This window comes from Candidatus Puniceispirillum marinum IMCC1322 (assembly GCF_000024465.1).
GTDB lineage: Bacteria > Pseudomonadota > Alphaproteobacteria > Puniceispirillales > Puniceispirillaceae > Puniceispirillum > Puniceispirillum marinum.
In genome coordinates, this window is sequence record NC_014010.1 from 2,695,840 (window position 1) to 2,709,309 (window position 13,470).

Annotated in this window: 19 protein-coding genes and 1 tRNA gene; 14 read left to right on the top strand and 6 right to left on the bottom strand. The window is 47.1% G+C overall.

Going from position 1 to position 13,470, the window contains the following annotated elements; all coding sequences use genetic code 11:
• The first annotated feature begins 71 nt into the window (after nt 1–71).
• From SAR116_RS12725 to SAR116_RS12740, 3 genes are all read left to right on the top strand, one after another.
• Entirely contained in the window at nt 72–530 is a 459-nt protein-coding gene (locus SAR116_RS12725; RefSeq protein WP_013047356.1) for a hypothetical protein, read from the top strand.
• A gap of 558 nt (nt 531–1,088) precedes the next feature.
• On the top strand, nt 1,089–1,454 hold the full coding sequence (locus SAR116_RS12735; RefSeq protein ID WP_041860963.1) for a hypothetical protein: 366 nt from the start codon (nt 1,089–1,091) through the stop codon (nt 1,452–1,454).
• The gene (locus SAR116_RS12740) at nt 1,451–1,645 is read left to right on the top strand and encodes a hypothetical protein (protein WP_041860964.1); all 195 of its coding nucleotides are present in this window, start codon (nt 1,451–1,453) and stop codon (nt 1,643–1,645) included. Before SAR116_RS12735 ends, SAR116_RS12740 begins: the two co-directional genes overlap by 4 nt.
• Before the next feature lie 331 nt (nt 1,646–1,976).
• On the opposite strand, the gene SAR116_RS12745 is transcribed toward SAR116_RS12740, so the two are convergent.
• Nucleotides 1,977–2,789 (bottom strand): hypothetical protein, encoded by an 813-nt coding sequence (locus tag SAR116_RS12745; RefSeq protein ID WP_148212312.1) that lies wholly within the window; start codon nt 2,787–2,789, stop codon nt 1,977–1,979.
• 41 nt (nt 2,790–2,830) lie between these two features.
• Nucleotides 2,831–3,076 (bottom strand): helix-turn-helix domain-containing protein, encoded by a 246-nt coding sequence (locus tag SAR116_RS12750; RefSeq protein WP_083775313.1) that lies wholly within the window; start codon nt 3,074–3,076, stop codon nt 2,831–2,833.
• 710 nt (nt 3,077–3,786) lie between these two features.
• On the opposite strand from SAR116_RS12750, the gene SAR116_RS12760 reads away from it, so the two are divergent.
• From SAR116_RS12760 to SAR116_RS13925, 6 genes are all read left to right on the top strand, one after another.
• Entirely contained in the window at nt 3,787–4,116 is a 330-nt protein-coding gene (locus tag SAR116_RS12760) for a hypothetical protein (RefSeq protein WP_013047358.1), read from the top strand.
• A 95-nt stretch (nt 4,117–4,211) separates the two neighbouring features.
• The gene (locus SAR116_RS12765; RefSeq protein WP_013047359.1) at nt 4,212–4,523 is read left to right on the top strand and encodes a cupin domain-containing protein; all 312 of its coding nucleotides are present in this window, start codon (nt 4,212–4,214) and stop codon (nt 4,521–4,523) included.
• A gap of 4 nt (nt 4,524–4,527) precedes the next feature.
• Nucleotides 4,528–4,929 carry a DUF2306 domain-containing protein gene (locus tag SAR116_RS12770; RefSeq protein WP_041860966.1) on the top strand — a complete coding sequence of 134 codons (402 nt, stop codon included), beginning with the start codon at nt 4,528–4,530 and terminating at the stop codon, nt 4,927–4,929.
• A gap of 89 nt (nt 4,930–5,018) precedes the next feature.
• Nucleotides 5,019–5,252 carry a hypothetical protein gene (locus SAR116_RS12775; RefSeq protein WP_013047361.1) on the top strand — a complete coding sequence of 78 codons (234 nt, stop codon included), beginning with the start codon at nt 5,019–5,021 and terminating at the stop codon, nt 5,250–5,252.
• 66 nt (nt 5,253–5,318) lie between these two features.
• Nucleotides 5,319–5,576, top strand: a complete 258-nt coding sequence (locus SAR116_RS13920) for a LysE/ArgO family amino acid transporter (RefSeq protein ID WP_013047362.1) — start codon at nt 5,319–5,321, stop codon at nt 5,574–5,576.
• Nucleotides 5,576–5,938 carry a LysE/ArgO family amino acid transporter gene (locus SAR116_RS13925; RefSeq protein WP_013047363.1) on the top strand — a complete coding sequence of 121 codons (363 nt, stop codon included), beginning with the start codon at nt 5,576–5,578 and terminating at the stop codon, nt 5,936–5,938. The genes SAR116_RS13920 and SAR116_RS13925 overlap by 1 nt, the downstream gene beginning before the upstream one ends.
• A gap of 34 nt (nt 5,939–5,972) precedes the next feature.
• On the opposite strand, the gene SAR116_RS12790 is transcribed toward SAR116_RS13925, so the two are convergent.
• The 3 genes from SAR116_RS12790 to SAR116_RS12800 form a co-directional block, all read right to left on the bottom strand.
• The gene (locus SAR116_RS12790) at nt 5,973–6,191 is read right to left on the bottom strand and encodes a DUF3126 family protein (protein ID WP_013047364.1); all 219 of its coding nucleotides are present in this window, start codon (nt 6,189–6,191) and stop codon (nt 5,973–5,975) included.
• 137 nt (nt 6,192–6,328) lie between these two features.
• On the bottom strand, nt 6,329–6,607 hold the full coding sequence (locus SAR116_RS12795; RefSeq protein WP_148212313.1) for a hypothetical protein: 279 nt from the start codon (nt 6,605–6,607) through the stop codon (nt 6,329–6,331).
• 160 nt (nt 6,608–6,767) lie between these two features.
• Nucleotides 6,768–7,097, bottom strand: coding sequence for a DUF2794 domain-containing protein (locus SAR116_RS12800; RefSeq protein ID WP_013047366.1), 330 nt, complete (start codon nt 7,095–7,097; stop codon nt 6,768–6,770).
• Nucleotides 7,098–7,336: 239 nt separating this feature from the next.
• On the opposite strand from SAR116_RS12800, the gene SAR116_RS12805 reads away from it, so the two are divergent.
• The 3 genes from SAR116_RS12805 to der are packed head-to-tail and all read left to right on the top strand — an operon-like array spanning nt 7,337 to nt 10,812.
• Complete coding sequence (locus SAR116_RS12805) at nt 7,337–7,963, top strand: tetratricopeptide repeat protein (protein WP_013047368.1); 627 nt, start codon at nt 7,337–7,339, stop codon at nt 7,961–7,963.
• 36 nt (nt 7,964–7,999) lie between these two features.
• The gene (locus tag SAR116_RS12810; RefSeq protein WP_013047369.1) at nt 8,000–9,358 is read left to right on the top strand and encodes a BamB-related PQQ repeat family beta-propellar protein; all 1,359 of its coding nucleotides are present in this window, start codon (nt 8,000–8,002) and stop codon (nt 9,356–9,358) included.
• Nucleotides 9,359–9,375: 17 nt separating this feature from the next.
• On the top strand, nt 9,376–10,812 hold the full coding sequence (gene der, locus SAR116_RS12815) for a ribosome biogenesis GTPase Der (protein ID WP_013047370.1): 1,437 nt from the start codon (nt 9,376–9,378) through the stop codon (nt 10,810–10,812).
• Nucleotides 10,813–10,842: 30 nt separating this feature from the next.
• On the opposite strand, the gene SAR116_RS13405 is transcribed toward der, so the two are convergent.
• Entirely contained in the window at nt 10,843–12,009 is a 1,167-nt protein-coding gene (locus tag SAR116_RS13405; RefSeq protein WP_013047371.1) for an N-formylglutamate amidohydrolase, read from the bottom strand.
• A gap of 299 nt (nt 12,010–12,308) precedes the next feature.
• Between SAR116_RS13405 and SAR116_RS12830 the strand changes: the two genes are divergently transcribed.
• Nucleotides 12,309–12,383 (top strand) — tRNA-Val (locus SAR116_RS12830).
• 128 nt (nt 12,384–12,511) lie between these two features.
• Nucleotides 12,512–13,453 (top strand): DMT family transporter, encoded by a 942-nt coding sequence (locus SAR116_RS12835; RefSeq protein ID WP_013047372.1) that lies wholly within the window; start codon nt 12,512–12,514, stop codon nt 13,451–13,453.
• Nucleotides 13,454–13,470: the final 17 nt, after the last annotated feature.

The following is a 13,470-nucleotide window of genomic DNA, read 5'->3' on the forward strand; positions in this document are numbered from 1 at the left end:
TGGTTGCAAATTAGAACACTCATTGGGGTTTCAGATGACTAAATAGTTTCAGATAACTATGGAGTCATTAAATGAAAAATCTAAAAAAATCACAGTTACACAATCAAAAGATGTTTCCTGTCTTTTGTGAGAATATCCTTACTAACGGATGCGGCACCTTTGAAGACCTTGCAAAGGCACTGGATAAAGCAGGGATAAAAAACTATTACGGCAAACCTTACACCGTAAACAATCTCTATCAGTTGAAACATCAGTGGAATAAAGTTTCTAAGGATGAAGATTTTCGGCAGGAATACATTGAAGAATTTCTTCCAGATAAACCGTCCATCTATTCTAATGATTCAGAACCAGATGATGTTTTATCAGAAGTTCGGACGGATGCAGAACAGTTCAAATTCATAGAAGAACATCGCAAGGGTGAGAACTTCTCTGAAAAGAAGAAAAGAGAGACCCAAGACAAGTTTCTAGAAAAGTTATCCAAACGAGAAGAATTTGAACCTATTGTTAGAGTGTTCCTAAGAAATTCCTAAAATCGTGTCTAAGTAACTATGTCGGATATGAAAAAGGGGAAAAAGAAATGACTAATAAAACCTCTTTATTATGGAATTTCTTGAGACCATTGATACTAGATGGAACATTAAAACCTTTATGGTTACCAGATGACTTTTACACTTCGGAAGGTGAGTCACCGTGAGGTGACGAACTTGAACCGTAGGTTCAACCTAATAACTTTTTGCAGATGATGACTGACGATTGATTTCTCCATTTGTAATGACTTTAGAGACAGGGATAGGGAAACCTATCCCTTTTTCTTTCACACCCCCTCAGAACCCCTAGAAACTCGTCTGAGTGCGTATTTGGAACGCATAAATACTTCTACCAACACCAGTAGGAGTAAATGATGAAGAAATATGAATACCAACGCAGTATTAGATTTACCGAACCTGTCAGAGAGTCTCTGGAAGAGATTTGTGACGCATATCGTATCAATGAATCTGATTACATCCGTATCTCAGTTCAGAGATGCCTGATGAATGATTTAGAAAACATAGGACTATCACCAAAGTTCCCTATTTTGGGGTTTTGATATGTCAAACTTAGTAGAACAAACCAGACAGTATCTAAACGAGACACCAGACGATTTAGAGACAGAATTCCTTAATGAAGTGGTTTCGTTAAGAACTGGTGCAATCGTTGTAGGGTTAGGGAAGGTCAAACAGTATGCAAACAAGATTGACCAAGAGGTTGCAAAACTAAAACGAGATGCATCTGACCTTAGAAAGAGTTCACCAGAAGATGCACCGTCACACATCGCAGATGCATTAGATGCGATGGGTAAGTTGTTTTATCTGCAAAGGAAGATGCAGATGTATTCTGCACTGACTGCTGCTGCAACAGGTTTAGGGGTAGATAAGTCAAATAAGATACTAAAGAAACTGGAGAGGAAACGATGAAACACCCAATGACAGGTGGTCTTGCATCAATCCTCTACAACGATGAACAAAAAAGGTTAGAAAAACAGAGACGCAGAGAAACCTTAGACCGTCAAAATGATGAAGTTATGAAACGCACTGCGACACGATACGACCCTATTCCAGATATGAAGGATGCATATGCCAGAGTAAGGGAGAGGGGAAATGCTTAAGATTATCCAGACGAATACAAGGACTTTATCCGTAGAACTAGTGGAAGATGTGTCTAGGTGCGTAACATTTACGCATGGTGCGTATAAATATATGCGAGATAACTCCTGTCTTGCGACAAGTTATGTGATTTCTTGGTCATGGATAGGGGGAAGTGACGGAAGATTTCACCAACGACTCCATTGAAATCGTCATTTCCCCAATTTGCGTAAAAAACTTCAAAAGATGTTTTTTAATATGATTGTGTTGGGTTCAAAACCAGTTATCTATCGTCTTGTCAATGCAATCTAATCTATCCTACAGTAATAGGATTGTTGTTTTTTTTTATACACATCAATTTGAGATTAGAGATTTTTTTACCCAAATCATTAACGGTCTAGTGAATACCTCTGCTGTCGTGACTTCTGAGTTCCAAACCAATTTAATGCTTGAAACTTTTGAGATATTTTTTCTAGTTAAATATTTGAAATACATCGATGAAGAAATTGTTTCGGTCGTTTCAGTTCCATTAACTAGAAATTTATATGTAACGGTGTCTGTGTTTCTAATAGGAATGGAAATATTCTCGATATCTATTGGGTTGGTAAAGTTAATCAAAAAAATCTGATTTTCAGAGAGAGTCTGACTGTGTGTCAGTTTCGCAAATAGATTGTTTGAGAAAAGAAATGGACTTTTAGTTTCTATCTTTTTGAAATAATTATCGAAACCAGCACGGGCAATGTTTTGATATTTAGAATTTTTAAACCTTAACCCGATTTCATAGTGACTTCCAGAAGAGGTGAAAACTGAGAGAATCTGAGGTGGTTTATTAATAGAAATTGTCTTGCTTGAACAAAATGAACCACCAGAAAATTTTTCTTTTTGAACATTTGAGTGCATTCCAGTAATCCATAGTGGGGCAAAATGTCCTGACTTAGAATTTGCAAATAAATCCACATGCTCATTCGATTCACCATGGGAACTAGTGCCTGCAGTGAGACAATGGTTATAAATTAAGAGTTCAGTATCCTCGGGTAATAATGTCTCCAAATCCAATGCAGAACTTTCATTGAATTCAAGTTGATAAGAGTTGTCATCTAAAGCAATTTCATTAGATGCCCACACACTTGAGTTGAATAAAACTATAAGGATAATAAATGTCTGCAAAAATCTCATAAATTACATTGTTTCTTATTAAAGAGTTTTGGTCAACGATAACGGTAGACAGACGCAACACCTATACCCAACTTCTTTGCAATCTCACTAGGTTTCATACCTTGATTGGTCAACTCAACAATCTCTGCTGAATGATTCTTTGCAGTAGGAACACGACCCTTGAACTTACCTTCTGCCTTTGCCTTTGCAATACCTACCTTCTGTCTTTCAAGAAGGATTTCTCTTTCAAATTGGTAAATAGAACCGAGTAGGTTGTGGATACAGTCCAACAAACGCATCTACTTTTATTGGTATTCGTTCCTTCAACTTGCAGAACAAGACCCAACCAGAAAAGTTAACTGGAAACTTTACGAAGGATGGGGTGGTGCAGATGTTGTTCTGAATACCAAGTTTGATACATGGTGGAACACGCACTGGAAGGACTTGTTTGGTATCCCTAAAGAGGGAGATAAACCTAAGTTCCCTCTATCTACAAAAAAACCAAAGGAACAAGGACTCCGACTTGCACTCTTAATTTATGAGAGACGAGGGTTGGGGGATATGTGGACTATTGCGAAGAATATCGCACGATATGAGAGAAGGACACGCAAGAGAGGTCTGACTGTAATTCCATTTGGTGATGCGTTTTATAGTGAGTGGAAACGCAAAGACCCAATCACTAGAAGTGTCATCAAACGAAATGCACAATCCAGAACTGCGAGATATATGCATCGTGCAGAAGAATTATTGGATGGTGTTTGTGAAGGAGTTTTTCCATGAACCCCCCCCCCTGAGACTGACAACAATTTTCTAATCTATAAATGTAAAAGAGACACCTCAAGAAATGTAAGATGTCCTGTATGATAGACAGAACTAAAATTGGTAAGTATGTAAGAGTATGAAACTATTAGATTTTTACCTGTTTGTTTCCAAATAGTTTCCAAGTAATTAAGATATCAAATAAAATCAATGACATACAAACATAAAACAATAGAGTGGGAATGAGTGAATGTATGTCTCGGTGACTGGGCTTAAACCAAAAGGGTTCATGGGCTGGATACGTTTCTGGGTCTTGACAATTCCCGCATCCAGACACGCCCAGAACGCCGAAGGTGTGTTGCTTTGCGCTTTCACGTCACGCCATCATGTCCAGCACACGCTGACTGTCTGGCAGTCAAAAGACCATATGCTGGCTTATAGATCATCACCAAACCATGTAAGAGCCATGCAACATTTCTCAAAGATTGGTAGCGGCAAAGTATATGGTTACGAAACCAATGCCATGCCAGATTGGGATGAGGCTTTGGCGGCATGGGATCAACACGGGCAAGAGCATTAAGGTTTGTCACAAAGCAATGTGGCCTGTTTCCATATTGTAGGCAGATTGTTTAAAAGTGCCTTTCTTCAGATGGTTAACGCCCTTAGGTTAGCCGCATGGATATTATTCGTAGCAAAGATTTCACCGGCACGCAGGCGTGGGACGCGCTGGATATTGCCAGCATGAATGGCATCACCACGCGCCTGCATTGGACCGATCAGCCCTATAAATGGCATGTGAATGACGGGGCTGAGGTATTCGCCGTTCTGGATGGCATGGTGCGCATGTTCTACCGTGAAAATGGCGTGGAGACGTCAGTTGATCTGGCGGCGGGTGACATTTTTTATGCCTCGGTTGGCACCGCCCATTATGCACATCCGCAAGGCGAGGCACGGATACTGGTGATCGAAGCCGAAGGCAGCGTCTAGTCGCATGGTATCATTATCGCCCCTGATGATGGCACCGATGCCGATTGCCCCGCACGCATTTATGGCCTTTGCAGCTGTGGCGGTTGGGGCGGAGCAGATGTTCACCCGCAAAGGCACAAAGCGCCATCGCTGGCTTGGCTATGCCTGGTGCGGCATGCTGTTTTTTGTCGCTGTATCTGGCTTCTTTATTCATACGATTAAACTATGGAGTCTGTTCAGCCCGATACATTTTTTATCGGTGCTGACGATTGTGGCATTGACGCGCGCCATATGGTGTGCGCGTACAGGCCGTATCCACCAGCATCAACGTATCATGGCTAGTTTGTTCTGGCTGGCGCTGGTAGTGACCGGGCTATTTACCTTTTTGCCCGGACGGATTATGTTTGCTGTTGTCAGCGGGGCATAGCGGATAGCAATCCGCAATCTGGCTGATATTAAATACAATTCAATAGTATAACTATAATCATTTTTTGATAAAAAGGTGATGGAGGATATATGATTTCAGAAAAAGCGGAAAAATATCTAAAGCAATTTGCATTGCTACTTGGCATTGTGAGCGCCATTGCGGTCATATTCGACTGGTATCCCTATACGATGTTTATTGCCTTTCCCTTCTGCCTGATCTGGATTTATTGCGCATGGCTTCATACCGAACCACAATTGAAATGGATCAATATCATTTTTGCGCTTCTCTATGCCTATGGCATTATCCGCTATTATTGGTTCTAGCCACGGCTTTTGCTTGCCAGCAAATCAAAGGCGTGCAGTATGACAGGGTATAATAAGGATTTATCCATGCCAGCATCCTTCATTACTGGATTTGCGCTTGGCTTTTCGCTGATACTGGCGATTGGGGCGCAAAATGCCTTTGTTCTGCGTCAGGGTCTGATGGGCAGGCATGTGTTTGCCGTCGCCTTATTCTGTGCGCTATCGGATGCTGTGTTGATTGTCGCGGGCATAGGCGGCCTGTCATTGCTTATTGCGGATTTCATGACCGCTTATACTGACTGGATGTTTGGCGGCGCGGCGGTCTGGCTGGCGCTTTATGGGTGATGCGTTTGCGGGATGTGGTACGAGGCGGCGGCGGACTCGAAGCTGGTACGGTTAAAAGCCTTGATGTTGTTTCAACATTGGGGATGGCGGCGATGCTGACTTTTGCCAACCCGCATGTCTATCTTGATACGGTGATATTGGTCGGCACGGTATCATTGCAATTTGATGGTGCCGACAAGCTGTTATTTGGTGCTGGAGCTGCCAGTGCCAGTTTTGTTTTCTTTTTCGGGCTTGCCTATGGTGCCAGCTATTTTGCCAGCCATATGCAGCGACCAGGCGCTTGGCGTGTGCTTGATACGGTAATTGCGGTCATTATGTTTATGCTGGCGCTGGCTATGGCGCGCGCGGGCAACTGGATATAAGCTATAGTCACCGCGTCAAAACGAATATTAGGGGCTAGACGGTATCGTCCAGATCTTCTTCCAAAATGCTGATCTGAACATGATAGCATGTCTCGCCATCTTCATTATCTTGAAACACAACGCCAATAAATTCGTCTTCCAGCATCAGATCGGCTGAGTCTTCTTTGTTTTCGCGGCGGGCAATAGACAATTTATTATTGCCAAAGCGCTGGCGTAAATAGCGTTGAACTTTTGCTGTATCACTTGCATTCATGGCGTCTGCCTTCTCATCAATCTGCTTGGTGTCGGATCATCTAAAGCTAATCGGATCCAGACGATTAAATGCCTAACCTATCATGTCACAACTGGCAAGCCACAACTGGCAAATATGCTGTGCTGTAAAAGGCGCACTTAGCCATGCAAGGCTATCTGTCCTGTTTCATGAGACCATGAAGGGCAGGTGGTGACATCATGCGACTGACAGGATGTGCAACGCATACGCCCACCCAGTTCGGGCACTGGAAACAGTGGGCCTAGGCGGTTGATAAGCGGTGTCGGGTCAATATCGGCGCTATGACTGCATCGGTTGCACCAGCATAGAATATACTGATTTTGTGTATCCAGATCAGCCAGTGTCATGGGATTCACAGGCTCGTTTTTGGCAATGAGGTGGCGTTTGAATTTGCCCATCTTGAATCTCCTATCCTGCACAGCCAGCGCTGCCATCATCATATATGTTCATGTTTTGTTCTATTTATGTTTAGCCTATTTCATGACGCTTAACAAGGGGCAAATATGCCATATGGTCATTATGTGAAATCGGAAGTGGAGGCGGGGTCTGCGGCGCTGGCTAGCCTGATATCAGCCGGGGCAATTTATCAAAGTGATTGATCACGTCTTGCACCATTGTCGCCTTACATAAAACACGCTTGTTGTCGCGCAGGATAAATTGCGGGCGTTCCTTGTGATGACGTTGCTGTTTTTCAATCACATAGACTGGCGTTTCATGCGTATGGCGGAAGATCGAAAAGGCGGCAGATCCTGTCAGATGATCCAGCGCATAGTCACGCCATTCACCAGCGGCAACGCGGGCGCTATAGGCCGCAAGGATGAGTCCAAGCTCGCTTCGGGTGAAATAAAGCGGGCGGCGGGATTTTTTTGGATTGGAAACTTGAGACACGTACCTCTATACCTATTTTTGTGGTGGCTGTTTTGAAGCATTACGGTTATGTTGAGGCAGGTTTTTGCCAAGGTCAATAAAGCATTGGCATTTTTTAACATTGATATGACCATTATGACGGGCGATGGTGTCGTAACTATTCCGGCAAAAGGTTATATCTAGGCTGGTTATCACCTCAAGATCGTGGCACATAGATGGTCGGATGATAACCATATTATTCAAGGACGAAGTTTGGGTTCATGGCTGACATTTTTGACGAAATTGATGAAGAGCTAAAGAAAGATCGCGCCGAATTGCTGTGGGCGCGATATGGCAAATATGTGATTGGTGCTTGTCTGGTGGTTGTTTTGGCCGTTGGTGGGCATCAGGGGTATGGCATTTATTCTACCAAGCAGATTGAAAAGGCGGCTGATTTATATCACACATCTCTAAAGGCGGATGACGTGATTTCATCGCTGAATAACAATGTCGATGAATTGACTGATGGCTACCAGATGCTGGCACGCTTTCAGATCGCCGCTGCCGAGGCCAGAGCTGGTGATCATGCGGCTGCACAAGCCAGCTATAGCGCCCTTGCCGAAGACAAGAATATCGATCCGCTTTACCAGCAATTTGCCCAGCTATTATCCGTCATGAACGCGCCAGCTGATAGCAGTGTCCAGAGTCTGCAGGATCGTCTTGCCCCCCTCATCAGTGCGGCAGGCACTTGGCAGGGGCTGGCGCTTGAGCAAAGTGCAGGTCTTGATCTGCAGACTGGCAAGGTTGATGCGGCCAAGACCAAGCTGGAACAAATTGTCAAATTAACCGAAATTCCGCAGTCGTTACGTCAACGCGCCCAGCGGATGCTTGATATTCTCAACGCCTGATCATTGATCATATCTGATAGCCTCTAGGAGCCTTGAATGAAGATGCGCCTTACTATGCCCCAAGCTATGTTTCGTAACGGAAACAATCGAGCTGTATCGGTTATGGCTGGCATGGCGCTATTGGCTTTGTCAGCCTGTTCGCCGCCTGAAGCTATATTGCCAGGTGACCGTATTGCGGTGTTTGCAGGTGTTGACGCGATCAGCGTTGATGCCGCGGCTTTTGATGAGGGTTCGAATTTGCCCGCACCGGTTGGGCTGGCATCGGCGACACATTCTGGCGGTTCGGCTGCGCATGCGGGGGGGCATCTGGATATTGATCTGCCGCTGAAAAAAATATGGTCAGTATCGATTGGCGGTGCTGGCAGTCAGCTTGTTGATCTGGCGCAACCAGTGATTGATGGCGGCAGGGTATTTGCGGTTACGCCGCTAGGCCAGGTCACGGCGATTGACGTGCAAACAGGGACGTCGATCTGGTCAGTATCGATCGAAAGTTTTGCTGATGATCCGTTACCGGGTATTGGCGGCGGTGTTATGGTCAGTGGCGATCAGCTATTTGCACATGCTGGCGGGCATAAGTTGGCGGCTTTGTCGGTCGAAGATGGCACCAGCCTATGGTCAATTGATCTGACCTTGCCGATCCGCGGTGGACCAACCGCGATTGACGACCAGGCTTTGGTTATTACCGATATTGACGGTAATGTGATGGTGTTCAGCATGGAAGACGGTTCATCGCTGTGGGATCGTGCTGGCTTGCCATCAAGCACAATCATTTATGGGGCGCCATCGCCGGCCTATTATGATGGCGAACTTGCGCTGGCGGGTGCGGGTGGCGAATTATCGTTACTTGATGCTACCGATGGTGAAATTATCTGGACCGAGTCATTGGCGGCCTTCAACCCGCGGACTCCTTTGCAGGGCATTGGTGATATTCGTGCCAATCCGGCGATTGATGGCGGACTTGTGTTTGCGATCAGTCAGTCTGGCCGTATGGCGGCGCTAAATGCACGTTCGGGTTTCATGCTCTGGGATCTGCCAATTTCGGGTGTTGAAATGCCATGGGTTGCAGGTGATACGGTTTTTGTGGTCTCGCTTGAAGGCCGCGTTTATGCCCTCCGCCGCGAAGATGGCATGGTGCGCTGGATCGCCGAACTGCCGGATGCTTTACCCGCTGGTGCTATGGCATCTGAAAATCTGACCCGTTATGTCGGGCCGGTTGTTGCCAATGAACAGGTACTGGTGATTTCGAAATCTGGTACCCTACATATGCTCAATGCCGAAACAGGTATTGAAACCAGCAGTCTTAACGTCGGTAGCGATATCGTTACACCGCCGCAGATTGCTGGTGGACGACTTTTTGTGCTGTCTAATAATGGTCAGCTCTCAGCCTTCGATTAATATACGGGCACTTTATCATGGTTACTTTTGCGATTGTTGGTCGCCCGAACGTTGGCAAATCAACATTATTCAACCGTCTGATTGGGCGGCAACATGCGATCGTCGATGATCAACCCGGGGTTACGCGTGATCGCCGCGAAGGTGATGGCAGGCTGGCGGGTCTGCGGTTTCGTATCATTGATACAGCCGGGCTTGAAGAAGCCAGCGATGGCAGTCTTGAAGACCGGATGCGCTATCAGACCGAACTGGCAATTGTCGGGGCAGATGTCACATTGCTGGTTGTTGATGCCCGTGTAGGAATCACGCCAGTTGATAAATTCTTTGCTGGCGAAATCCGTAAATCGGGCGCGCATGTCATTCTGGTCTGTAATAAATGCGAGGGCAAGATTGGCGCTAGCGGCGTGGCCGAAAGCTGGACCCTTGGGCTTGGTGAGCCGGTGGCCATTTCGGCGGCGCATGGCGAAGGTCTGGTTGATCTGCATGACGCGATGCTGGAAGCGGCAGATAAACAAGGGCTGGCAGGTGTGTTGACAGGCGATGATATTCTGACCACGCATGAAGATGATGACGACTTACCTGATAATGATGCCGAAGCACCGCTTGATGCCGATGGTAACCCTGTCGATGTATGGCAGGATGAAGCGGGCAAACAGCCGATGCGGATTGCCATTGTCGGGCGGCCGAATATGGGCAAATCGACCTTGATCAATAGTCTGCTTGATGAAGACCGGTTGCTGGTCGGGCCCGAAGCCGGCATTACCCGTGATGCGATTGAATTGCCATTTGAATGGCAGGGGCGCCCCTATAAGCTGGTTGATACAGCTGGTATGCGTCGCCGTGCCCGGGTTGTCGATAAGGTTGAAAAGCTGATGGTCGATGATGCTTTGCGGGCGATTCAATATGCGCATTTATGCGTGTTGTTGATTGATGCGACCGAAGAATTGCACAAACAGGATCTGTCGATCGCCCGCCTGATTGCTAATGAAGGCCGTGCCATTGTCATTGGTGCCAATAAATGGGATGCCGTGCGTAACAAGCAGGAATCAGCGATGCAGATTTCGGATCGTCTGAAGACCTCTATGTCGCAGCTAAAGGGCGTGCCTGTCGTACAAATGTCGGGTTTGCATAAAAAGGGACTTGGCAATCTGCTGAAAGCTGCCGATGACATGTATGCGGTATGGAATACGCGCGTTTCAACAGGGCGGCTTAATCGCTGGCTGGAAATCATGCTTGAAGCGCATCCACCGCCATTGGTCGAAGGCCGCCGTCTGCGTATCCGCTATATAACCCAGATCAAGACACGGCCCCCGACATTTGCGCTATTTGTCAGCCGTCCGGCGGATCTGCCGGATTCCTATCTGCGCTATCTATCGACCGGTTTACGCAACGATTTCGGTCTGCGCGGGATTCCGATCCGCATGGTCATGCGCAAGCGGGAAAACCCATTCGCCTAGCGCGGATTTCGTTTTTCAGCCGTATATTGCCTAGCTGTGATGATCCAGCATATCTGCCAGCATCGCGCCTAATGCGCCCAGCATCCGGGCAACCCGTTCCGCACCATCGGCCTTTAGCGTCATGTGGTTATGCGCCGGATTGGCTGGCATGGGCGCTGTTGTCATATAAAGCGCACGGTTGATCTCGATCTGTACCGACTGTCGCGGTGTATTGATCCGTCCATAGGCACAAGTGATATGTCCGCCAGCATAAGGCTTGTTCCAGGCCACGCTGAAACCGTGATCGGTAATAAATCTGCTGATCTTGTGGCCAAGTGCGGCGTCTATGGTCGTGCCAAGGCAATCACCCAGCACAAAATCGGCAAGTGGTCGGCCAAGCCGGTCGGTCTGCGGCATCGAATGAATATCAAGCAGAAGATAATGCCCATGCTGCGCCAGGGCGTTATCCAGTGTTGCCGCCAGCATCTGGTGATAGGGCGCATGTACCATCTCCAGCCTTTGCCGCGCTTCGTCAATCGATAAAGGCGCATTATGGATCGGCATGCGCGCCGCATTCAGCCGTGGTAACAACCCATAACCCGCCTTGACCTGACGCGATGGGGTGGCCGCATCAATGCTATTGGCGAACATGATTTTATCCAGCGCATCGGCGGGCCGGTTCACATCCAGAAACGCGCGCCCGACATGGTTGGTGATCGCGGTGATATTATGCGCCAACATGCCTTCGATCAGCCAGTCAACGGCGTAATCTTCCAAATCGCGCAACGCCGCCAGATCAAGTGCGCTTGTCGCAACAAAGTCTGCCGGATATAGCCGCCCCGCATGCGGACAGGACACAACCAACGCTCTTGTATGGGTTTCGGTGTCATAGGCGGGGGCATCATAGGCGGGAGCGTCGTAGGCGGGCGTGGCACCTTTTTCAATCGGGAATGATCCGGCATTACGCCGGCTAACGGCGGCAAAATTGGCGTCATCGGTGCGGCATGAGCTGGCCGTGGGTGAGTGCGAAAAATCAAATGCCACTTCATTGCTATTGTTTGCCTCGGGGCCATTGGCGGCACCAGCGCCATTTTTCATGCCCTCATTAACAATGTCCGGCATTGCGTCTGGCATTGCGTCCAGCATGGCAGAGGCAGGCGTTTTTACCTGCGCTTCGGGTAATGCGGTTATGTCGGAAGATGTAGAAAGCGCGTCCATCGGATAAAAAATACCATCTCGCTGTCGCACGTCAATTCAAATTCTGCAAAATTGCTAATATGAGGGAGATAACCGATAGATCTGGCCTATTAGCCCCATCTGATCCCTTGTCTTGCTGGGGCAGGGGGGGGCAGAAAGCAAAGCGCCCCATCACGCATGAAAAAGCACCCGATCCGGCCAAAAGTGCTTGCCATATGGCCGCGCTTGGGGCAGATATAGGCGCATGGCGTGCCTGCGAATGATGATGGTGCGTTTATGCGGGCGTTGGCCAGTACCAGCCATCCGCGATATGTGAAAATGGGGGTGTAGCTCAGCGGGAGAGCACTTCGTTGACATCGAAGGGGTCACAGGTTCAATCCCTGTCACTCCCACCATTTCACTTATATTTGATCCTCTGAAAATTCCAAAAGCATAGTGCCCGTTAACTGACCGTTGACATTAACTTTAAATTTATATTTGTCCTTTAAGCTGTCCTGATCGATAAGAAACGCTCAGGCTCTAGATGACAAAGACGGAAAATACGGTTCTACGCGACGGTATCAAAGCGATAATGCTGGCCGTTTTTGTGATGTCACTTCAGGCCATCGCTATGAAATCCTTTGCCGAAGAGATGCCTATTTGGCAACTCACAGTATTGCGTTCATTGCTGGTAATTCCGGTACTTATTGTTGCCTGCATTCGCTTTGCAGCCTTCATTGATCTGCGTTCTGATTTTATTTTTTGGGGGGTGATCCGTGCGTTCTGTATGGTCTTGATGAATTTCACCTATTACGCATCGCTTCCGCTTTTGACGGTTTCGGCGGCGGCAACCGCCTATTACATATCGCCAATCATCACACTGATTATGTCAGTTTTTATTGTTGGCGAGCGCGTTAATATCATCGGTGTGATGGCCATGTTCCTGGCCTTTTTTGGTACCATTCTTATCATTGATATTTCGGACGCCAATTTCAATTTTCTGATTCTGTTGCCGATGTTATCCGCACTTGCTTATAGCTGTGCATCGATCATCACACGGACAAAATGCACAAATGCGCCGCCTTTATTTATGTCATTACTTGTGCATATAGCGTTTCTGGGGTCGGGTGTTGTGGCAAGTATGATTGTCGGGCGTTATTCGGATGCGATATGGGCATATACGGATTACTTTTTTGTGGCCTCTCCTTGGGTGCCCATATCGGGTAAAATGTGGCTTGTCATGGTCATGTTGGCAGCGTTCAACCTCACGACACATATGGGATTTGCAATGGCCTATAGACAAGCGCCCGCATCAATGATTGCGATCTGGGAATATACCTATCTACCCATAGTCACAGTCATGGCCTTTATTATGTTTGGAGAACTACCCGAAATATCGACCGTACTTGGTATGGTCGCCATCATTTTATCTGGCTTTTTGAGCTTGAACAGTGTCGCCTTGGCAAGGCGCTGGCGGCGGTGCTGAATATGATCCCACCATCC